This window comes from Flavobacterium sp. 90 (genome assembly GCF_004339525.1).
Taxonomy (GTDB): Bacteria; Bacteroidota; Bacteroidia; order Flavobacteriales; family Flavobacteriaceae; genus Flavobacterium.
Genome location: NZ_SMGE01000001.1, coordinates 4,774,132 through 4,796,672, shown reverse-complemented (window position 1 = coordinate 4,796,672; position 22,541 = coordinate 4,774,132). Strand labels below are relative to the sequence as shown.

The window sequence follows — 22,541 nt, the reverse complement described above, 5'->3', positions numbered from 1 at the left end:
AACCTAAAACCAACAAATGAATGTTTACAAACCAAAAAATTAAGTCGCTTAAATGGTGCTTTCTGGTAGTCTTTTTACTGGGCAGTATTATTGTTGAAGCACAGGAAAGAAAAGTGACGGGAAAAGTTACTTCGAGCGAGGATTTACTCGGACTTCCTGGTGCCAATGTATATGTTAAAGGCTCATCTGTGGGCGCAACTGCGGATATGGATGGAAATTATAGCGTTTTTATATCTGAAAAAAATGCTGTTTTAGTTTTTAACTTCGTAGGATATCAAACTGTAGAAGTTCCTGTAGGTAATAAAACTACCGTGAACATAAGCTTAAAACCAGATACTAAAAACCTTGACGAAGTAATTGTTGTAGGTTACGGTACGCGTAAAAAGAGCGATATAACGGGATCTGTATCTTCGGTAACGGCAAAAGAACTTACGGCTTATCCATTATTAAATGCAGAGCAAGCTTTGCAAGGTCGTGCAGCGGGGGTTTCTGTACAATCTAATAATGGTGGCGAACCGGGCGCTCCTGTAAAAATCAGGGTTCGTGGCGGAACGTCGATCAATGCAAGTGGTGATGCACTTATTGTAGTCGATGGTTTTGCTGGTGTTGCCATGCCAGCGCCTCAGGATATCGCTTCTATCGAGGTTCTTAAAGATGCATCTGCAACTGCTATTTACGGATCGAGAGGTTCAAACGGGGTTATTATGGTTACAACCAAAAAGGGAAAACCTGGAAAACCGGTTATCGAATTCAGCAATTCAACTTCGGTACAATCTGTAAATCATAAACTGAATTTATTAAATGGAGATCAATTTGTTGCGTATAGAAAAAGTTTTACAACGCATACTTCAGGCGGAGAAAACACAGATTGGCAAGATGTAATTTATCGTGAAGGAATGGTTTCGAATACTTCGCTTTCGTTTTCCGGAGGTTCTGAAAATGTGAGATATTATATTTCCGGAAACTACTTTAACCAAAACGGAGTTGTAATTAACTCGGGAATTGATAAATATACAATTGTAAGTAATCTTGAAGCTGATTTATCTGATCGTTTTAAAGTTGGTTTGAATTTATTTCAAAGTAAACAAAACAAAGACGGAATCATTAGCCAAACTGGCGCTGGAGGAACTGGTGCTGCGGGTGTAATTGCAGCGGCATATAGATTTATGCCTGATAAAGGAATTTATAACGCTGACGGAACTTACACAACGACGGCTCCTATTGGGGACGATATTGATAATCCGTATGCAACTGCAATGGAAAATATTCTGGAAACGGTTTCTATCGTAAACAGATCTAACTTCTTTGCACAATATAAAATCACTAAGGATTTAGATTTTAAAACTACTTTAGGTTTAACCGATAATAATTCTCAAACGGGGCGTTTTATTCCGTCAACTTTAATTGCCGGAAAAAATATCAAAGGAGAGGCTTCTGTCAACAATACCAGATTTTCTTCGTTTTTAACGGAAAATTATCTTACGTATAAAAAAGAAATTATCAGTAAAGGAATCTTAACGGTTCTTGGAGGTTATTCGTATCAAAAGAACAAAAACGAAAGTTCATACGCTGCTTCAAGAGGATTTTTGACGAATACCAATTCGTATCGCAATTTAGGCGCCGGAACTGTATTTCTTAAACCGGATTCTAACTTATCTGAAACAGAATTAATTTCGGCTTTTGGAAGGTTGAATTTTGATTATGATGATAAATATTTATTTACGTTTACAGCGCGTCGTGACGGTTCGTCAAGCTTTAGTGAAAACTACAAATACGGAACTTTCCCTTCTGGAGCAATTGGTTGGAATATTGGAAAAGAAAATTTCCTAAAAGACAACAAAACTATTTCGAATCTTAAATTGAGAGCAAGTTATGGTGCAACCGGAAATCCATCGATTGGCGCCTACTCTACTTTGTCGAGATTTTCTGAAATTTATGATGTAAGTGGTGACGTAATTGTAAATGCGGTTCAATTGACTTCTTTGAATAATCCGAACTTAAAATGGGAAACATCTTATCAGCAAGATTACGGAATTGATTTAGGTTTGTTTGATAATCGAGTAAGTCTTACGGCAGATTATTACAAAACAATTACTAAAGATTTGTTGTTCAACAGACCTTTACCGGGAGTTTCGGGAATTGCTTCTCAGCTTCAAAACGTTGGAGAATTAGAAAATAAAGGTTGGGAATTGGGTATTAATTCTAAAAACTTTATTGGTGCTGATTTCACTTGGTCAACAAGTTTCAACATTTCTTCGAATAAAAACAAAGTATTAAAATTAGCTGATAATAAAGATCTTCTAATCAACTCAACGCCTGGACATTTCCTTGCTACAGATTCTCAGATTTTGAGAGTTGGTCAGCCTGTTGGAGCTTTCTTCGGGTTTATTTATGATGGTGTAATTCAGCAAGGCGAAACGGTTCTTCCGGGGAACTTTGAAACTGTTGCTGGTGGAGAAAAATTCAGAGATGTCGATGGTAACGGAAAATTAGATTCAAATGATAAAACGATTATTGGTAATCCAAATCCTGATTTCATCTTTGGTTTAAACAATGATTTCACTTATAAAAATCTTGATTTGAATATTTTCTTCCAAGGTTCTGAAGGAAACCAAATCCTGAACTATACTTTGATGGAATTGGCTTCAGGAAACAACAATGCAACGACAGAAGTTTTAGACGCTTGGACGCCAACGCACACGGATACAAATGTTCCGGCAAATGCAGCAAGAACAAAAAGGGTTACATCAAGATTTGTTTATGATGGAAGTTATATCCGTTTGAAAAATGTTTCTATAGGATATAGTTTAGACGAAAAAGTAGTTTCGAAAATTGGATTGAGTAAAGTTCGTTTCTACATCAGTGCGCAAAATCTTTGGACAATTACAGATTATCCGGGTTCTGATCCTGAAGGAAATTACCTGAATGATACCAATGCGAGAAGTAACACGAACTTAGGTTTGGAGTACGGAAGTTACCCAAATGTGAGAACTTTCACTTTTGGATTTAATTTAAAATTTTAGTTTAATACTGTAACAACATGAAAAAATATATAGCTTTATTTTGTTTTGGAATAATGACTTTTGGCTGTTCTGATCTTGAAGAACATCCGGTTGGAGTTATTCGTCCTGAAAACTTTTTTAAGAATACAGATGACTTACAAGCTGCTGTAAACGGAAGTTTTGCCAATATTGCCCACAATAATTACTGGGGAAGAGAATTTACGATTGCTTTAATGCTTCGCGACGACATGGCCGATATTGGCGACAGAACGACTCAGGCTGCCAGAATCGATGTCAATGATATGAATATGAATGATACTAATGCGCTTGTTGCTAACTTTTGGCCACAATCGTATGTGATCATTACGGCTGCAAATCAGGCAATCGAAGGCGCGAAAAAAACTCCGGGAGATCCTTCAAAAGTAAACGCAATTGTGGCTCAGGCTTATTTTGCTAGAGCTTTTACGTATTATCATTTGGTGAGAATCTTTGGAGACGTTCCATATATTGATTTTATTGTAAACGATGTTTCTCAGGTAAATTCTTTAAAAAGAACTAAAGAAGCTGATGTTTATCTAAAAATCATCTCTGATTTAGAATTTGCAAAAAAATGGCTGGACGATAAACCAAAAGTAAAAGCTGTTCCGGGAAAAGGTACTGCTGCGGGTTATTTGGCTTCTGTTTATTTGACTTTAAAAAACTACCAAAAAGCTTACGATGAAGCAAAATATGTTATCACAAACGAAGCTAAATTTGGTTTAGGATTAGATTCTGATTTTCAGGATTTATTTAATGCTACAAAAACAGCTTCGCTAAAAGAACCTTTGTTTACAATTGATTTTAATAACTTAGTTTCAGGAAACTACGGACAAGATTATACTGCGTTTTTTACAGGTTCGCTTAAAGACGAAAGCTACAGTTACGGACAGGGATTCTCTGTTGCTGTTCCGTCCTTAAAAGCCTTTAATACTTGGGATCAAAGAGATTACAGACGCGCCGTGAGTTTTGATACTATTATTAGAAAAAAAGTAGGTAGCGAATTAAAGATTTTCCCTTCAAGTGATAATGAAAAAGCGCCACGTCCGCATATTGCAAAATACTATCGTTTCCCCGGAAAAGCGGGCGCTAACGGAAGAACTTCTCAGCACAATTATATCACAATGCGTTTTGCAGAAGTTCTATTAACCGCTGCCGAAGCTCTAAACGAAATCACTCCGGGAACTGCCGAAGCTGATGGTTATGTAAACCGAGTGCGCGCAAGAGCAAGAAATAAAGCCGGAAAACAGGTTTCGTTTCCTGCAAATGTAACGGCTGGAATGTCACAATCTGATTTTAGAAAAATGGTTATTGACGAAAGAAGATTAGAATTTGCTTTTGAATACATCAGATGGTACGACATCAAAAGATTGCAAAACGGACCTGAAGTTTTTGGTCCAAATGGCTTAGAACCACACGCAAATTTTAATCCGAATAAGGATTATTTATTTCCGTTACCGGGAACTGAATTGGCGATCAATCCAAATTTAAAACCGAATAATCCTGGTTATTAAAAGATTAATTAAAAATTGAGAATTAAAAATTAAAAATTTGCGATGGATTTGTCATTTCGACGGAGGAGAAATCACACACGAAACTCTGCCAGCAAAATCGCCAATCTTTGTCGAGCAACTAGTGTGATTTCTCCTCCGTCGAAATGACAAAAATGTGGATAAAACCTGCATGAAATACTAAACACATAGCTATTACGATTTCACAGATTTTTAATTTTTAATTCTCAATTTTTAATTCAAAACAAACAACATTAGATTAATTAGTAAGTATGAATAAAGTTAGTTTCATTTCATTAATTCTTGGGTTTGCACTGCTGACAACGGCGTGCAAATCCGGAATTAATTCTTCAACAAAAGTTACCTCGACCACAAATAATCTTCTGGAAACCAGATACAAAATGTTACTGGATTATCCGGTTGATTCGATGTCGATGCCAAGAAGTATGACGATTAAAAGCAATTTGATCAAAAAAGTTCCTTCGAGAGACTGGACAAGCGGATTTTTTGCCGGAAACTTATGGCAATTGTATCGTCTTACAGGCGATGATAAATATAAAATACAAGCTGAAAAATGGACGCCTTTTAGCAAAAAAGAAAGTGTAAATAGTAATTCGCACGACGTTGGTTTCAAAGTGTTTTGCAGTTTTGGTGAAGCGCTAAAAGTGGAAAACAAGCAAGAATACAAAGACGTTATCATTAAAGGTGCCGAAACATTATGTACACGCTTTGATGCAAAAGTAGGTTCGATTCGTTCTTGGGATTTTAATAAAGAAATTTGGGATTATCCGGTTATCATTGACAATATGATGAATCTGGAATTGCTTTTTGAAGCTTCAAAATTATCCGGAAATCAAAAGTATCATGATATTGCTGTAAAACACGCCAATACTACCTTGAAAAACCAGTTTAGAGAAGACAATAGCTGTTATCACGTAATCGATTATGATCCAAAAACGGGAGCGGTGAGAAAGAAAACAACGCTTCAGGGCTATAATGATGATTCGGTTTGGGCACGCGGACAAGGTTGGGCAGTTTATGGATTTACGATGTCGTACAGATATACCAAAGATCCTGCTTATTTAAAACAAGCCGAAGCCACTGCGAAATTCTTCATGACTAATAAAAACCTGCCGGAAGACGGGATTCCATATTGGGATTTTAAAGATCCAAGTATTCCAAATTCGCCACGTGATGCTTCTGCTGCGGCTGTTATGGCTTCGGCTTTATATGAACTTTACAGCTACACTAACAATAAAACTTATTTGGCTTTTGCCGATAAAATAATCGACTCTTTAAGTTCTGATAAATATGTTTTGAGTGGGAATATTAAAACGCCTTTTATTCTGGATCACAGCACCGGAAACTGGCCAAAACATGACGAAATTGATGAACCTATTATTTATGCCGATTATTATTTTTTGGAAGCGATATTGAGAAAAAAGGTACTGAGGAACTGAGGAACTAAGGTACTGAGGTTTTGATCTTTGAACCTTTGCATCTCTGAGCCTTTGTCCCTTTTAAAACCTTTGAACCTAATTACAAGCAATGAAAAAACTACCGTACCTCTACAACAATACATTTTATACTTTTGCGCTTTTGTTTTTTTTTCAGATTTGTCTGAGCAGTATTTTTGCTCAGACAAAAATGAATATCAATGACAATTGGCATTATTTAGAAAATAATACTTCAAGCCTTAACGAAGCCAAAAAAGCTACAAATTGGGTTTCTTTAAATTTACCTCACACTTGGAATGCCGAAGATGCCACAGATTTAAATCCAGGTTACAGACGCGATGCAAGTTGGTATTCAAAGCAATTAAATATTCCGAAAATAGATAAAAACCAATGTTATTCTCTTTATTTTGAAGGATCGAATGTAACGACCAAAGTATATGTAAACGGTAAAGAAGCCGGAGGACATATTGGTGGTTATATTGGTTTTACAATTGATATCACAAATTTCATTAACGAAGGAAACAACGATATTTTTGTTCGTGTTGACAATAGTTATGATATCGAAATTATTCCGTCTCAAAAAAGCGATTTCTTTATTTATGGCGGAATCACAAGGGATGTTTGGTTCGTTTCTCAATACAAAAACCACATCGATAATTTGAAGATTACAACGCCTCAGGTTTCTGCAAAAACGGCTTCGGTAAACATTGTGGCTTCTGTTGTGAATCCTGAAAATACAGCTTTATCATTAACAGTAATTCTTAAAAATCCGAAAGGAAAAAAAGTAGCCAGTAAAACGATTGCTGTTTCGGATAAAACTTCAACTATTAAATTCGAAAACATCAAAAATCCAGAACTTTGGGATACTGAGAAACCAAATCTATATTCGGTTACAGCTTTCTTATCGGAGAAAAAACAAATAAAAGACAGCATTACCGAAAAAGTAGGTTTTAGATGGTTTGAGTTTAAAGATCATGGCCCTTTTTACCTTAACGGAAAAAGATTGCTGATTCGCGGTACACACAGACACGAAGAACAAGCGGGAGTTGGCGCTGCAATGAGCAACGTACAACATCGTGCCGATATGGAATCTATAAAAAGTATGGGCGCAAATTTTGTTCGCTTGGCGCATTATCCGCAAGATCCTGAAATCTATAAGGCTTGTGATGAACTTGGTCTTTTGGTTTGGGATGAATTGCCGTGGTGTCGCGGCGGAATTGGTGATGAACTTTGGCAAACGAATACTAAAAATATGCTTGCCGAAATCATCAATCAAAACTACAATCATCCAAGTATTATTATTTGGTCTCTTGGAAATGAAATGAACTGGCTTCCTGATTTTCCTAACGGTGATAATACTGAAAAAACGAATGTGTTTTTGACGGAACTAAACGACATTGCACACAAAATGGATCCAAGCCGAAAAACAGCCATTAGAAAGTATTATGAAGGTTCGCAAATTGTCGATGTCTTCTCCCCTTCTATTTGGTCGGGTTGGTATTCCGGAAGTTATAAAAGCTATCAAAAAGCAATTGACGTTTACAAAAAAGAATACAAACATTTTATTCATGCCGAATATGGTGGTGATAGCCACGTTGGGCGTCACAGCGAAAATCCTGTTACGGGAGAAAACATTATAAAAGCTGAAGGTTGGGAAGAAGCAATTGTTCAGACCAAAGTTGCGAATATTGCGCAAATTGGCGATTGGAGCGAGAATTATATCGTTGATTTATTCGATTGGCATTTGCATATATCCGAGAACGACCCAATGTTTGTGGGTAATATTCAGTGGGCGTTTAAGGATTTTGCAACGCCATTGCGCCCCGAAGATGATATTCCATATATGAATCAAAAAGGTCTTGTCGATAGAAATGGAAATCCGAAAGATGCTTATTATGTTTTTAAAAGTTATTGGAGCAAAGAACCTTTTACGTACATTGAATCGCATACCTGGACGGAGCGCCAAGGACCTGAAAATACTCCGAGAACTTTGAGCGTTTTCAGTAATTGTGAGAAGGTTACACTTTATCATGAAGGAAAATCTCTTGGAGAAAAGCGCAGAGATATTTCGCTATATCCTGCAAATGGTTTAACTTGGGACGTGAATTTTTTAAAGGGAGAAAATACGCTAATTGCCGTTGGTGAGTCTAAAGATGGTAAAAAGGTTTCAGATACTTTAAAGGTTAATTATCGCTTTAAGAAAAATGATACGGCGACATCTTTGCAATTATCAGCTCAGAAATTAAAAAATGGTAATTATCTGGTTACGGCAATCGCGATTGATAATGGTAATTTGCGTTGTCTTGATTATGAAGAAAGTGTTTATTTTCAATGTTTGAAAGGCGGAAAAACGATGAAAAATCAAGGTACTCCAACCGGAAGTGAATCGATTAAAATGGCAAATGGAAAGGCTTCGATTGAGGTTGTTCCGGATGGTTCCGGTATTCCGATTGAAATGACTGCTTTGAATCAGAGTTTTAAAGGGGAATATTTGAAGATTGAACCGTAGATTTAACCACCGATTTAACCGCAAAGTGCGCTAGGTGAAAACGCAAAGTTCGCAAAGCTTTTTTTAAACATTGCGAACTTTGCGTAAAATCTTTGTGCCTTTGCGGTTAAAAACATCCCGAATTTATATAATAAAACAAAAACAATTTTACTAATGAAAAAACTAATAACCACATTATTCCTCGCATTATCCCTTTTTGGATTTGCGCAAAATCAAAGTCTGATTTCTAATGTTCCAAACCGACATACAACTTCTTTAAACGGGGTTTGGAATTATATTGTTGATCCTTACGAAACGGGATTTTATAGCTTTCATCATGATGAATATGATAAACAGGCTAAACCATCAAATGCGGCTTATTTCAATAATTATCATGCGGTAAACAAACAGGAATTGGTGGAATATGATTTTGATAAATCTCCTAAAATAAATATTCCGGGGGATTGGACTTCGCAGGTTCCGGAGCTTAAATATTATGAAGGAAATGTTTGGTTCAAGAAATCTTTTGATTATGATTTGAAAGCTAAAAAACGCCTTTTTGTTTATTTGGGAGCGATCAATTATAAGGCTGATGTTTATTTAAACGGGAAGAAACTTGGAACTCATATTGGAGGTTTTACGCCTTTTAATTACGAAGTTACTTCGATTGTAAAACCAAAAGACAATTATCTGGTTATTAAAGTAGATAATACAAGACATAAAGAAGATGTTCCGACTATTAATACGGATTGGTGGAATTATGGTGGAATCACGCGCGATGTGACTTTAATCGAAGAAAATGAATCGTTTGTTGAGGATTATAATATTCAGCTTAAAAAAGGAAATTCCGGCTTAATTTCTGGGTTCGTTAAAATCAATAATTCTAATGCTGCATTGAATTTGGTAACGGTTTCTATTCCTGAATTGAAAATTAATTATAAAGGAAAAGTTGGCGCTGACGGAACTGTAAACTTTGAAATTCCGGCGAAAAAAATCTCTTATTGGTCTCCTGAAAATCCAAAATTATATGATGTAACTATTGATTATAACGGAGAAAAATTAAAAGATAATATTGGTTTCAGAACTATCGAAACTCAGGAAGACAAAATTTTACTGAACGGAAAACCAATCTTTTTACGCGGAATTTCGATTCACGAAGAAAATGCAAAAGGCGGACGTGCAAATTCTGAAGAAGATGCTTTGCGTTTGTTAAACTGGGCTAAAGAATTAGGTTGTAATTATGTTCGTCTGGCGCATTATCCGCATAACGAAAACATTATCAGAACGGCTGATAAAATGGGATTGATGGTTTGGGAGGAAATTCCGGTTTACTGGACGGTTGAATTTACAAGAGACGCTACTTATAAAAATGCCGAAGATCAATTGACAGCAGCAATTACGAGAGATAAAAACCGTGCTTGTATTATTATCTGGTCAATGGCAAATGAAACGCCAATATCTGATGCGAGAAATGCTTTTATCAAAAATTTAGTCGATCATACTAAATCTTTGGACAATACAAGATTGATCAGTGCGGCTTTATTGACGCAAAGTGACAGCGCCGGATTTGGAACTATAAATGATGCAATTGGCGATTATCTGGACATTATTGCTTTCAATCAATATTTAGGCTGGTACGGAGGAAATCTTGAAGATGCTGAGAAAATATTCTGGAAAACTAAATATAATAAACCAGTTATTGTTTCAGAATTTGGAGGCGATGCGAAAGCTGGATTACACGGAGAAAAAAACGAGCGTTGGACAGAAGAATTTCAAGAATACTTGTACATTCAGAATTTGAAGATGATCGAAAAAATACCTCATCTTAGCGGTTTAAGTCCGTGGATTTTGGTTGATTTCAGATCTCCAAGAAGACTTCTTCCAGGAATTCAGGACGAGTATAACCGAAAAGGTCTGATCTCAAATGATGGTCAAAAGAAGAAAGCTTTTTATATTATGCAGAATTGGTACGACAAAAAGAAAAAAGAGCAAAACTAATAACCATTATCAATTCATTAACAAAAAACAGGCTATAACTTATATGATTTTTCTTCATTATTAACTTACTTTGTAGTAACTCTAAAAATTGTAATCCTATGAAAAAAATTTATTTACTGGCAGTTGTATTGTTTGCTGCCGTTTCAGTTCAGGCGCAAGATGTGGTGAAATTTGCTCCGCTTGACGCAAGTCCGGTTGATATTTCTTATTTTCCAAATAAAGCTGTTAAGTTCAAAAAAACAGATAATCCATCACCAGTTGTTAGGGTTATTTATTCAAGACCTTCGGTTAAAGGCCGTGTTATTTTTGGAGATTTAATTAAATACGGTGAAATTTGGCGCGTTGGTGCAAACGAGAATACTGAAATCAAATTTTACAAACCAGTTTCAATTGGTGGTACAAATATTCCAGCGGGAACTTATAGCTTATTTGCTATTCCTGAAAAAGACAAATGGACTATTATCATCAATAAAGAACTTGACATGTGGGGCGCTTATGCATATGACGAAAGTAAAGATATTGCTAAAGTAACTGTTCCGGTTAAACCAATATCAAGTGTTGTTGAAGCTTTATCAATTGCTTTTACAACTCAGGGTTCTGTTGCAAATCTTGTAATAGGATGGGATAAAACAACTGTTGAAGTTCCAATTACGATCAAATAATTCATACTTCTAAAACATATTTAAAGAGACACTAATTTTTTAATTTAGTGTCTCTTTTTTTATATCTTTATTTTTGGTAACTATGCTATAACCAATCAACTAACCAAAAACCAAAAGAATGAGAAAGACCCATTTACTGTTGCTTCTTTTGTTGTCTGCTTTCTACGGATATTCTCAGCAAAAGTTTAAAATTACCTATGAACAATTAAAAGAGTACGAAGGTGTTTATGAATATAAAAATAACACCACTTTGCAAATCGCTGCTTCTCCAAAAGACACGATTTTATATGCCATTATCAACGACAGTAAATATGCTTTAAAACCTTCTGATAAAGATGTTTTTTTGAATATGTCTCAAGAAACTGTGACTTTCCTGAGAGATAAATCTTCTGTAATAAATGGCTATTCTTCTGATGAAAAAACCTTTAAATTACTTAATAAAAAAGTCGTTTTTCCTAAAGAAATGTGGTATCCAAGATTAAATGTTACTAAGGATTATAAATATGTGTACCAACAACCCAAAAAAGATTTAGATGGTTTAGTTACCGGAACGCTTGACAATACGGGTTTAGATAAAGCTTTATTGGGCGAAATGATGCAAAAAATCGTTGACGGAACTTACGCTAATGTTCACAGTGTTTTGATTATTAAAGATGGTAAACTTGTGTTTGAAGAATACTTTTATGATAATAATAAAGCTAAGTTGCACGAACTTCGATCGGCTACAAAAAGCTTTGTTTCGGCTTTGACCGGAATTGCAATTGATAAAGGACTTATTAAAGACAAAACTGAAACGGTGCTTTCTTATTTTCCTGATTATACGATTAAGAATCTTACGGATGATAAAAAACAAATCACGATTGAAAATCTGTTGACGAATCAAAGTGGTCTTGATTGTGATGTTAGCAATCCTAAAGCTGAAGGAAATGAAACGGCAATGAATTATTCCGATGACTGGATTCAATTTACACTGGATTTGCCAATGGTTGATGTTCCGGGCGGAAAAGGAATGTATTGCTCTGGAAATCCTATTACTATGGGGAAAATTATCGAAAGAGCAACAAAAATGCCTTTACCTGAGTTTGCTAAACAAACGCTGTTTAAAGATCTTGGAATTAAAAATTTCAAATGGAATTTTAAACCGGATGCTTCAAGTGCCGAAACTTTTTGTCAGGTTTACTTAACCTCTCGTGATATGGCAAAATTTGGTTTACTATATCTCAATAAAGGTCTTTGGAATGGCAAACAAGTAGTTTCTAAAAATTGGGTGGAACAATCGCTTTCTAAACATTCTGTCGTTCAAGGTGTGAATTATGGCTATTTATGGTGGCTCAAATCTCTGACCGCTAACGGCATAAAATACAACGGAAAAGCCGCGCAAGGAAATGGCGGACAGAAAATATATATTTGGGAAGACCAAAATATGATCACCATTATTACTGGGGGAAATTATAACTCACAATCACCAAGTGATGAATTGATTCAGAAGTATATTTTGCCTTCGTTTAACGTGAAAAAAGCAGCTAATTAGATTATAGAGAATAGAGAATAGATTATAGATTATAGAGAAAAAGGCTTTCATTCTGAAAGCCTTTACTTTTATGCTGCAATTTAAAGTACCAATTTACTTCTTAAGCTTATTAGACATTTAAAATTTTCCAATTATCAAATTTTCTAATTGACACATTTTCTAATTTTTGAGAGTTAGAGTATAATTGAGTTTTGATTGAATAATTTGACGTTTATTATCTAGTAGAAAAATTTTATCTGGTGTTGCTTCTGTATAGCCGTAAAATATATGTTCGCCTTCTGGTTTGTCGTAATTTAGGACGTAGATTGTTCCGTTAGGATCTTTTCCTAATCCGCGTTCTGTGTTGAAATTGCCTTTTTGTGTAAATACATTTCCCGGTTCTCTTCCTTGATACGTACTTGTTAATTCAAACTTATGGCTTTCCATAGTGCCGTCTCCCGAATAAATTTTTAACTCAGTTTTAATTCCGCTACAATCTGCGCAAGGCAATATACCTTCGTATACTTTTGCTTCGCCCAGACTATCCGTTTCCGCAATCAGACTTTTTGTATCTTCAATAATAGAAGAAGTACTATCGACTGAAGTAGTTACTGTGTTTACGCTTTTCTTATTATTGCAAGACATTATAAGACTCGAAATAACCAACGTTAGCATTAATTTTTTCATAATCATATTTTTTAGAATGAGCTAAATATACAGAATAAACCTATATTATTCTAGTTTTATCAATGAAAAAAGATATTCTTTTCTTTATAGGAACTCCTGAAAAATGGTTTTATTGCCTTTTAATATTCTTACAATTTTATTTTTGCTGATTTATAATTTGTATGATGAAGTTTTGTATTTTTATCAATAGCAAAATAATTTAATGCCTAACTTAAATAATAAACTATATGGGAAAATTTGTGATTACTAAAAGAACTAACGGCGAATTTCAATTTAATTTAAAAGCAGGTAACGGTCAAACAATTTTAACCAGCGAAGGTTATACTACAAAAGCTGCGTGTCTAAATGGTATTGAATCTGTGAAAACAAACTCAGCAGATGACAATAAATTTGACAGAAAAGAATCTTCTAATGGTAAACCTTATTTTAATCTAAAGGCTACTAACGGTCAAATTATTGGCGCTAGCGAAATGTATGAAAGTACTGCCGCAAGAGAAAACGGAATTGAATCGGTAAAAACAAATGCGTCAGCAGCAACTACAGATGATCAGACAGCATAATTTTATTTAACAAATAAGATATTTTCATAAAAAAAGCGAGGTTTATAGCCTCGCTTTTTTTGTTTATTAATACAATATGAATCAAGAATATAAAATCTGCAATTTGTGCCGTTAGGCACTAAATATTGGTAAAAAAATATGAATTATAATAGGTTTAGCGTGCCGTAGGTACGCAATGATTAACATTTTGTTGCGTACCTACGGCACGCCAACGAACTTTGAACCTATAATGACTACCGATATTTAGTGCCTAACGGCACAAATTGCAGACTTTTTTTGTTTTAAAGAATTTTAAAAAAATGAAATTTTTAGCCTCGCTTTTTTAATCCAAAGATGAATCAAGAATTGAAATGTGCCGTTAGGCACTAAATATTGGTAAAAAAACATGAATTAGAATAGGTTTAGCGTGCCTTAGGTACGCAATGGTTACCGTTTTGTTGCGTACCTACGGCACGCCATTGAGTTTTGAACCTATAATGACTAGCGATATTTAGTGCCTAACGGCACAAATTGCAGACTTTTTTTGTTTTAAAGAATTTTAAAAAAATGAAGTTTTTAGCCTCGCTTTTTTTGTTTATCAATACGACTATGAATCAAGAATTAAAATGTGCCGTTAGGCACTAAATATTGGTAAAAAAACATGAATTGGGATGAGTTTAGCGTGCCGTAGGTACGCAATGGTTATCGTTTTGTTGCGTACCTACGGCACGCCATTAAGTTTTGAACCTATAATGACTACCTATATTTAGTGCCTAACGGCACAACTTCCAACAACAAGTCACATTACTTAATTGCATTAATTCCAGTGTGCGTTGGAATTACTTGTTTGATGGTTCCATCGGGATTAAACTCTAGTTTATCAATGCAAACTTCTCTATGAAAACCTCCTGCATCGCCCATTTTTATTCCAGTTGGGTATGAAAATCGATGATATGTAATATACCACTCGTCTTTGTTTGGAATTTGTAGTACAGAGTTATGTCCTGTTGCATAAATTCCCTGATCTGGATTTCCTTGTATAACGATGTTGTTTTCCGTAATTTCAATTGGTCCAAGCGGCGATTTCGAAATTCCATATCTTACTTTGTAATTTGGGCTTCTGGTATCATCTTCGCTCCATAAAAAGTAATAAATTCCTTTTCTATAAATAACATATGTTCCTTCTCTAAAGGTATTATCTGTTTTAATGACTTTAGTACTTCCTTTTTTTATCGAAATCATATCTGCATTCAATTCGGCTACAGCCATATAACCGTTGCCCCAGTATAAATAACTTTTATTTGTTTTTGGATCTGTAAAAACATCAGGATCAATTTCCTGACCGTCTTTTATGCCTTCGGGTCTTGTGCTTATTAATGCTTTTCCGCTATCTTTAAAAGGTCCCGTTGGATTATCTGACGATGCAACTCCAACTTTTTGTGCTGCCGTAAAATAATAGAAATACTTGTATTTACCTTTGATTTTTTTCTCGACAATACAAGGTGCCCAGGCATTTCTGTTTGCCCAGCTTACGTCTTTTTTCAGATCCAGAATAATGCCTTCATCTTTCCAGTTGGTTAAATTATCTGAAGAAAAAGTTTTAAAATAATAACCTGACCAGCCATCAAATCCGTCACTTGTTGGATAGATATAATATTTGTTTGTTTTGTTTGAATATAAAATCTCAGGATCTGCATAATATCCTTCTAAAACGGGATTATTATTTATTTTCGGAAAATCTTTTGGCATTCCCCATTTGGCAATCAATCTTTTCAATTCAGAACGAGTTATGGGTAAAATTGTCCCATGACGCGGATTGAAATCCATGGAAATATCGTTGTCAATTACCGTGAAATTTTCTAAGTCTTTCGTTTTTGTAAACTGATATTTTCCTTTGGTATAAATATCATACATCAAAATATATTCATCGGAATTATTTAGTTTGAAAACGCTTGAACCTTCAACTCCATCATTGGTTTGTTGCAAATAATTGTCGTTTTCTGTCCATTTTCCAGATGTTAAATCGGTTGTTGTAGCGACTTTTATTCCTGCTTTTTCGGTTTCTGTTTTGTAGAAAAGATGATAAACTCCGTCTTTTTCGATAATATCTCCGTCGATGCAAGCTCTTTCTGATTTTGGCACAAATAATAATTTTGGAGCACTTTCCAGAGCTGTGAAATCTTTATTCGCATAAGCGTAATAAATCTTATCAGGTCCTCCGGCATATTGCATACTAAAGTAAATCATGTATTTCCCTGCTTTTGCATCATAAATTGTTTGCGGCGCCCAAACACGTTTCAGGTTTTCATTTCCTGAAAAAGCGGTTTGAATATTTACTACACTACTCTCCCATTTTACAAGATCTTTACTTTTTAATAAAATCATTGCACGATTGCTGTCCCATCCTTTTGAAGATGTCATATCGGTCAAAACCATATAAAATGTTTTGCCATCGTCGCCACGCAAAATATGCGGATCGCGAACGCCTCCGGTTGAACTTATCGTTTTACTATCAATAACAGCCTGATTATTATTCAGATTGTAATAATGATAACCGTCTGCGCTGATGGCATATCTTACGGCTTCTTCTTCGACATTATTTCCTGTAAAATAAACGAATAAATAAGCTGTCAAATCTTTCTCGGCAATAACTGGCGGAATTCCTTTTGTATTATTCTGGGCTTGTAAAAAAGTAAAAAAAAGTAAAAACGATACAAGACAAAATTGTAATCTCTTCATTATTTTTTGTTTTTTAATTGATATAAGACAGAACTATGTGGTTTTAATTCTGCAGAAATTTCTTTGGCAGAAACTTTTGATTTTTCACCTGTCCAAAGATTTAAAACTTCGGCAGAACCTGAAATTCCAAGATCTGAAAGATTTACAGCTATTTTCTCAGAAGCATTATCTGAAATATTAAACAAAGCCAAATAAACGCTTCCGTCTTTAGGATTTTTTGAAGTCACAGCAATTTTTCCATCTTTCTGAAAAAGTTGTTTAACATCTGTACTTTCATTGTGCATTTTTACCACATCTTTATTGGTTAATAATGACAAGGTAAAAGCGTCATTACTTGGTAAATCTCCACCAAAAAACAACGGTGATTTAAAGATATTGAAGAAGGTAATCAACGTATATTGTTCGTCTTTTGTCAAACGAGTCATTCGGTCTTCACCACGTTCTCCTCTTAAGGAAATACGTCCAAGCGGAATCATATCGCAGTCTGGCCATGTTCCCGGTGCAATGTACGGATACCATTTCTGGCTTACTTCCATCAAATGCGTAATGTGCGGCCAAGTGTCCCAAACATCGTCAACCATTCTCCACATATTTGCATGTTCTTTTACGTGTGAAGCAGCCGTAATTGGCGTTTCTCCAGGCGAAGTACTTAATACAATTTTACGTCCGCATTTGTCGATCGCGTTTCTTATTAAGTTGATTTCGCCTTCGTGATAAGGTCGTGATAAATCATCGATTTTGATAAAATCTACGCCCCATTGTGCGTAAAGTTCAAACAATGAATCATAATATTCTTGTGCTCCGGCTTTGTCTGCAACAACGGTATAATTATCTTTTAACCATTCGCATTGCAATGCTGTAGAATAAATTTGATCTGCTGTGATTCCGTTTGTGCCTTTAATAGGTAATTTTTCTTCAACAGCTTTTTTAGGAATTCCGCGCATGATATGGATTCCAAATTTCAATCCTTTTTTATGAATATAATCTGCTAAAGGTTTGAATCCTTGTCCGTCTTTCGCCGATGGAAAACGGTTTACGGCTGGTTGATATCTTCCGTATTGATCGATTACATATCTGGGATCTGTTTGGTTATATCCGCCTGCTTTGTCGTTTTCTACAAACCATCTGATGTCTACTACAACATATTCCCAACCAAATTTTTTCAGGTTTTTAACCATATAATCGGCGTTGGCTTTTACCTCGTGTTCTTCTACTGTCGAACCGTAACAATCCCAACTGTTCCAACCCATTGGCGGTGTTTGTGCCCATTGTTTGAACTCGTCTTTTGCGAATGTTTTTGTCTGTGCATTTGAAGAAGCTGATACTAAAACAACTCCAAGTATTAAGGCTATTCTATTTTTTATTTTCATCTTAATTTCAAATAAGTGTTATTATTACACTTTAAATATAATAAACTTTTTTTAATATCTGTATTTTAAATTAGACCCGACAGGTTTTTAAAGTCTGTCGGGTCTTTATTCATTACTTCTTGTGTCAATTTATTTTGCCACAGATTAAAAAGATTATAATGATTTTAATTTATCTCGCTCATTAGACCTAACAGGTTTTAATCCCGAGGCTTCGGGACTGTTAGGTCTTCGTTGACGATTAATCTTATGCCAATTATTTTACATTAATTATAACCTCAACCGGTTTTAACCATTGGCTTGTAAAAGTCACTTTTATAGGCTGTGCTTCTCCGGTTGATTGAATATAAGCAGCAATATGACCGTGATAAACTCTTTGAACATTATCTGTATAATCTGTCACGTCGCTGTTATTTCCTGCTTCAAGTCCTAATAAAATTCCAGGTCCGGTAATCGTACAAGTAACTTCATTGTCTGAAAGCATTACAGGCAAACCATTTTGATCTTTAACCTGAACCATTATTTTGGCAACGCCTTTGTCTTTTGTGATCGTGATGTTTTTATCAGCAATTGTCAATTCAACTGGTTGTTGTGTCGAATTAATTGTGTATTTGCTAACTTCTTTGTCATTTTTATCTAAACCTATTGCTTCTAATTTTCCTGATGCAAATGGAATATCCCAATAAATAATTCCTATTTTTTCGTCGTAAGCTTTTGCTTCTCCAACTACTTTTCCGTTTAATTCTAAACGTGCTTTTGCAGCATTGGTATAAACCACAACGCGAATCATTTCACCTTGAGTGTAATTCCAGATTGCCCATGCATCTTTAGAAACGTCTTTTACATCTTTTAACGGATAAGTTCCGATATAAGCCATTGGTTTATCTGACCAAAGTGACTGACGGAAATATCCTCTTGGCTTGATTACTCCCGCAAAATCAACTAATCCTGAGTAAAATCCTCTTGAAGGCCATCTTCCTGATTCTCCCAAATAATCAATTCCTGTCCATAAAAATTGTCCAAAAATATGTTTGTTGTTTTTTACCGCTAACCAAGGTTCCATGTCGTGAACATTTTCACTTCCGAAAATAACTCTGTTTGGGTATTTTTCGTGATCTGATTGGTATTTGCTTTCGGTATAATTGTATCCTGTAATGTCTAATGCTCCCGGATATTCTGTTTCGTTAGACATTGCAACACCGGCTAATCCTGCTGTTGTTGGACGAGATTTATCGTATTTTTTAACTGCTGCAACCAAACGTTTTGCAATTACTCCAAGACGCATTGCATCTGGTGCATCTTTTTTGTAACCACCGTAAGCTGCTTGTCCAAAACCTTCTTTTCCTTTGTCTAAAACCGGGTGAGAATATGGATCGTTTGGATAATCTACTTCATTACCAATACTCCACGCAAATACTGAAAGGTGATTTCTATCGCGACGAACGAAATCTTCAAGGTCTTTTTCGCCATAATCTGCAAAAATATCAAATGAACCTTCGAATCCCGGAGTTCCGTAATTCCAGCCTTCTAACCATTTACGTTTTGGAAATTCCCATTCGTCATAAGCTTCGTTTAAAACCAATAATCCTAATTCATCACAAAGTTCATAAAAAACCGGCGCTTGCGGATTATGACTTGTACGAATGGCATTTACACCAATTTCTTTCAATGTTTTTAATCTTGTTTCCCAAACTTCTCTTGGAACTGCAGAACCTAAAACTCCTGCGTCATGATGCAAACAAACTCCTTTCATTTTCATCCATTTTCCGTTTAATGCAAAACCATTATTTGCATCGAAAGTAAAAGTTCTGAAACCTGTTTTTGTAGTTGTTTCATCTATTTGTTTTCCATCTTTTAAAACGGTTGTTTTAAGCTGATATAAATTAGGATTTTCTAAATCCCACAATTGAGGATTTTTTACGTTTATCTTAGTCGAAATTTTTCCACTTTTGTTTGCTGCAATTTCAACTTTAGAAGAAGATTTTCCAACAGGTTTTCCGTCTTTAGAAATCAATTCATTTATTACGGTTACACTAGATTTTGCCGCTGAATTATTTTCAACATCAACCTCAACATTTAAAGTTCCTGTTCCGTTTTTTACTTCGGGATAAGCGTAAACGCCCCATTGTGCAATATGAACAGGATTTGAATAAACCAACCAAACATTTCTATAAATTCCTGAACCTGTATACCATCTTGAATCAGCACTCTGGCTATGATCTACACGAACTGAAATGATATTTTCCTGACCATATTTTATATATGGAGTTGCATCATAAGCAAAAGAAATATATCCGTTTGGACGTTTTCCTAATGAATGTCCGTTAAGGAAAACTTCGCTTCTGTTGTAAACGCCTTCGAAATATAAATAGACTTTTTCGCCTGCTTTATTTTGCGGAATATTAATTGATTTTCTATACCAGCCAATTCCGCCCGGCAAGAAACCTGTACAACTTGCCAGTGTTGGGCTCAATTGTCCTTTTACGCTCCAATCGTGCGGCACATTTACGGCTTGCCATTTGCTGTCGTCGTAAGTTGCTTTTTGCGCATCGGGAGTATCTTGCAAGTTAAACTTCCAGTTGTCATTGATTTTTTTGGAATCTCCAAACGATATCTGACTGAAGGCAGACATACACGAAAAGAGAAGTACGGGTAGTAAGATCTTTTTTGTAAACATTTTTCTTAAAGGTTCTAAGGTGCTGAGATACTGAGGTTCTGAGCTTTTGTGTTATTCTTAAATTTAGTTTTTTTGTTTCGGGTTTCAGGTTTCAGGTTTCAAGTTCATTGTGATAACTTGAAACCTGAAACTTAAAACTTTTTAATACTGTAATTCTCCAACAAACGTCACTACTGATTTAGCTGGAATTTCGAGATTATCGATTTTTTGAATTTCTGTTCTTTTTAAATTGCTGTTTTCCGAAGTAATATACGGCGTTACTTCGTTATTTTTTACCGTTCCTTTTGAAAGATTGAATTTGTATTTCTGGGGAGATTTTCCGCAGTTTACCGCAACTACAATTAGTTTTTTGTTCTGTACATCTTTATAAGCTGTTAACATAACGTCGTTTGCAGCGTCGAGTTCGTTTTGATTTGGAACATCGATTCTTAGCATTCCCGGACGCACAAATAAGGAATAATTTCCTAAAGCCCAAAGTAGTTTTGAATCATGAAATTCTCCATCGTTTCTCACGTAATCCGGTGTTGTTCCTCCGTTGCTTTTTCCGTCGTCAAGGTAAATCAAACCGTCTTTATAATCGACTCTGGTTATTGAAGTCCACCATTGCCATGAAGCGGCGTTTGCAACTGCAATATCATTGTGAATTAAACGCGCAACGAATAAAGCTGTTTGCATTCCTAAATCTCTTCCTCCGCCTGAACCACCCGGAATTTCAGCTTCTCCGGGGTTTTCTAAAATGCAATATTCTGATTGCCAATATTTCAATCCGGGATTTTGTCTAATGTTTGCCGCGATTAGTTTTCGGCTTAAAACTTGTTTCTCAACTGGCCACGTTGTAAAGTAACTGTGCCCTAAAATCACATTTTTTACATTAGAGAATTTCGAAATGTTTGTTTTTGTTTTTCCAAAGAAATACTCAATTTGATTGTCTCTGTTTTCGGCATTTACATTTTCATATAAATAATTGATTTGTCCAGCTTCGGCAATTACGATTTCAGTACTCATTTTATTTGCTTTGAGTTTTTCCGAAAGTGATTTGGTCAAATCATAGATTTCCTGATTGGTTGCCGGCGTTCCTTCCTGACTGTTTTTGTCGCCGTTATTTGGCATCCATTCCCATTGCGGTTCGTTTATTGGACTTACATAATCGAATTTGATTCCTTCTTTTTTCTCTAATCCCTGAATACTTTGAACTAAGAAATCGGCAAATTTTGGAATTGCACCATCTTTTAGATTCAGTTTATTCTTTTGAGTTGCAAAGGACAATCCGTTGTTTGTCATATAAACCGGTGGACTATTGGTAAAAATCAGGAATTTCTCGACACCTCGTTTTTTAGCAGCCTGCAAAAACCATCTTTGCCCTTCTTGTTTAGAGAAATCGTAAGTTCCGTTGGCTTGCAAAAAAGATTCGCTTCTTCTCCACTCGTCCGAAACTCTGCTGTTTTCGCCTTGCTCTGTACTTCCTGCTCCAAGATTAAATCTCCAGATCGAAAGCCCGATTCCTTTTGGATTTCCTTGTGCGTCAATTTCTTTACTAAAAAGTAAATCAGCAATGGCGTTCTTTTTTTGATCTGGCCAATTTTTACCCACAAACTGACATCTCCAGGCATCAGAACCTCCGAAACCGTCCATAGTTTGCACTACATTATCTGTGCTAATGGTGATGGTTCGCTGTGCAAATGACAGCGAACTCATAACCAATAAAAGCGAGACGTATATTTTTCTCATTATTTTATTCTTTGTAATTTTTTCTTCAATCTAGTTTTTTCGCAATCTTGTCATTTCGACGGAGGAGAAATCACACGCGTAATTCCGTTCCTAAAATCGCCAATCTTTGTCGAATTTCTAGTGTGATTTCTCCTCCGTCG

At 35.4% G+C, this 22,541-nt stretch carries 13 protein-coding genes; 8 read left to right on the top strand and 5 right to left on the bottom strand.

All coding sequences use genetic code 11. The features are described 5' to 3' along the window. The first annotated feature begins 20 nt into the window (after positions 1–20). From C8C83_RS19565 to C8C83_RS19535, 7 genes are all read left to right on the top strand, one after another. The gene (locus C8C83_RS19565; RefSeq protein ID WP_121330256.1) at positions 21–3,023 is read left to right on the top strand and encodes a TonB-dependent receptor; all 3,003 of its coding nucleotides are present in this window, start codon (positions 21–23) and stop codon (positions 3,021–3,023) included. A 17-nt stretch (positions 3,024–3,040) separates the two neighbouring features. Continuing rightward, positions 3,041–4,552: a RagB/SusD family nutrient uptake outer membrane protein gene (locus C8C83_RS19560; RefSeq protein ID WP_121330255.1), complete on the top strand. Its 1,512-nt coding sequence runs from the start codon at positions 3,041–3,043 to the stop codon at positions 4,550–4,552. A 269-nt stretch (positions 4,553–4,821) separates the two neighbouring features. Continuing rightward, a complete protein-coding gene (locus C8C83_RS19555) occupies positions 4,822–6,009 on the top strand; it encodes a glycoside hydrolase family 88 protein (protein ID WP_121330254.1) in 1,188 nt (395 codons plus the stop codon). Positions 6,010–6,097: 88 nt separating this feature from the next. Further along, the gene (locus tag C8C83_RS19550) at positions 6,098–8,515 is read left to right on the top strand and encodes a glycoside hydrolase family 2 TIM barrel-domain containing protein (protein ID WP_121330253.1); all 2,418 of its coding nucleotides are present in this window, start codon (positions 6,098–6,100) and stop codon (positions 8,513–8,515) included. Positions 8,516–8,668: 153 nt separating this feature from the next. Further along, complete coding sequence (locus C8C83_RS19545) at positions 8,669–10,492, top strand: glycoside hydrolase family 2 TIM barrel-domain containing protein (RefSeq protein WP_121330252.1); 1,824 nt, start codon at positions 8,669–8,671, stop codon at positions 10,490–10,492. Between the two features lie 98 nt (positions 10,493–10,590). Further along, entirely contained in the window at positions 10,591–11,154 is a 564-nt protein-coding gene (locus C8C83_RS19540) for a DUF2911 domain-containing protein (protein ID WP_121330251.1), read from the top strand. A gap of 118 nt (positions 11,155–11,272) precedes the next feature. Next, positions 11,273–12,685, top strand: a complete 1,413-nt coding sequence (locus C8C83_RS19535) for a serine hydrolase (protein WP_121330250.1) — start codon at positions 11,273–11,275, stop codon at positions 12,683–12,685. Between the two features lie 159 nt (positions 12,686–12,844). On the opposite strand, the gene C8C83_RS19530 is transcribed toward C8C83_RS19535, so the two are convergent. Next, positions 12,845–13,351, bottom strand: coding sequence for a copper resistance protein NlpE (locus tag C8C83_RS19530; RefSeq protein WP_121331379.1), 507 nt, complete (start codon positions 13,349–13,351; stop codon positions 12,845–12,847). Between the two features lie 227 nt (positions 13,352–13,578). Between C8C83_RS19530 and C8C83_RS19525 the strand changes: the two genes are divergently transcribed. Continuing rightward, positions 13,579–13,911 carry a YegP family protein gene (locus C8C83_RS19525; protein ID WP_121330249.1) on the top strand — a complete coding sequence of 111 codons (333 nt, stop codon included), beginning with the start codon at positions 13,579–13,581 and terminating at the stop codon, positions 13,909–13,911. Positions 13,912–14,694: 783 nt separating this feature from the next. On the opposite strand, the gene C8C83_RS19520 is transcribed toward C8C83_RS19525, so the two are convergent. From C8C83_RS19520 to C8C83_RS19505, 4 genes are all read right to left on the bottom strand, one after another. Continuing rightward, complete coding sequence (locus tag C8C83_RS19520; protein WP_121330248.1) at positions 14,695–16,629, bottom strand: family 43 glycosylhydrolase; 1,935 nt, start codon at positions 16,627–16,629, stop codon at positions 14,695–14,697. Next, entirely contained in the window at positions 16,629–17,999 is a 1,371-nt protein-coding gene (locus C8C83_RS19515) for a glycoside hydrolase family 27 protein (protein WP_121330247.1), read from the bottom strand. The genes C8C83_RS19520 and C8C83_RS19515 overlap by 1 nt, the downstream gene beginning before the upstream one ends. A 253-nt stretch (positions 18,000–18,252) precedes the next feature. Then, the gene (locus tag C8C83_RS19510) at positions 18,253–20,673 is read right to left on the bottom strand and encodes a sugar-binding domain-containing protein (RefSeq protein WP_121330246.1); all 2,421 of its coding nucleotides are present in this window, start codon (positions 20,671–20,673) and stop codon (positions 18,253–18,255) included. Positions 20,674–20,814: 141 nt separating this feature from the next. After that, positions 20,815–22,401, bottom strand: coding sequence for a glycoside hydrolase (locus tag C8C83_RS19505; RefSeq protein ID WP_121330245.1), 1,587 nt, complete (start codon positions 22,399–22,401; stop codon positions 20,815–20,817). Positions 22,402–22,541: the final 140 nt, after the last annotated feature.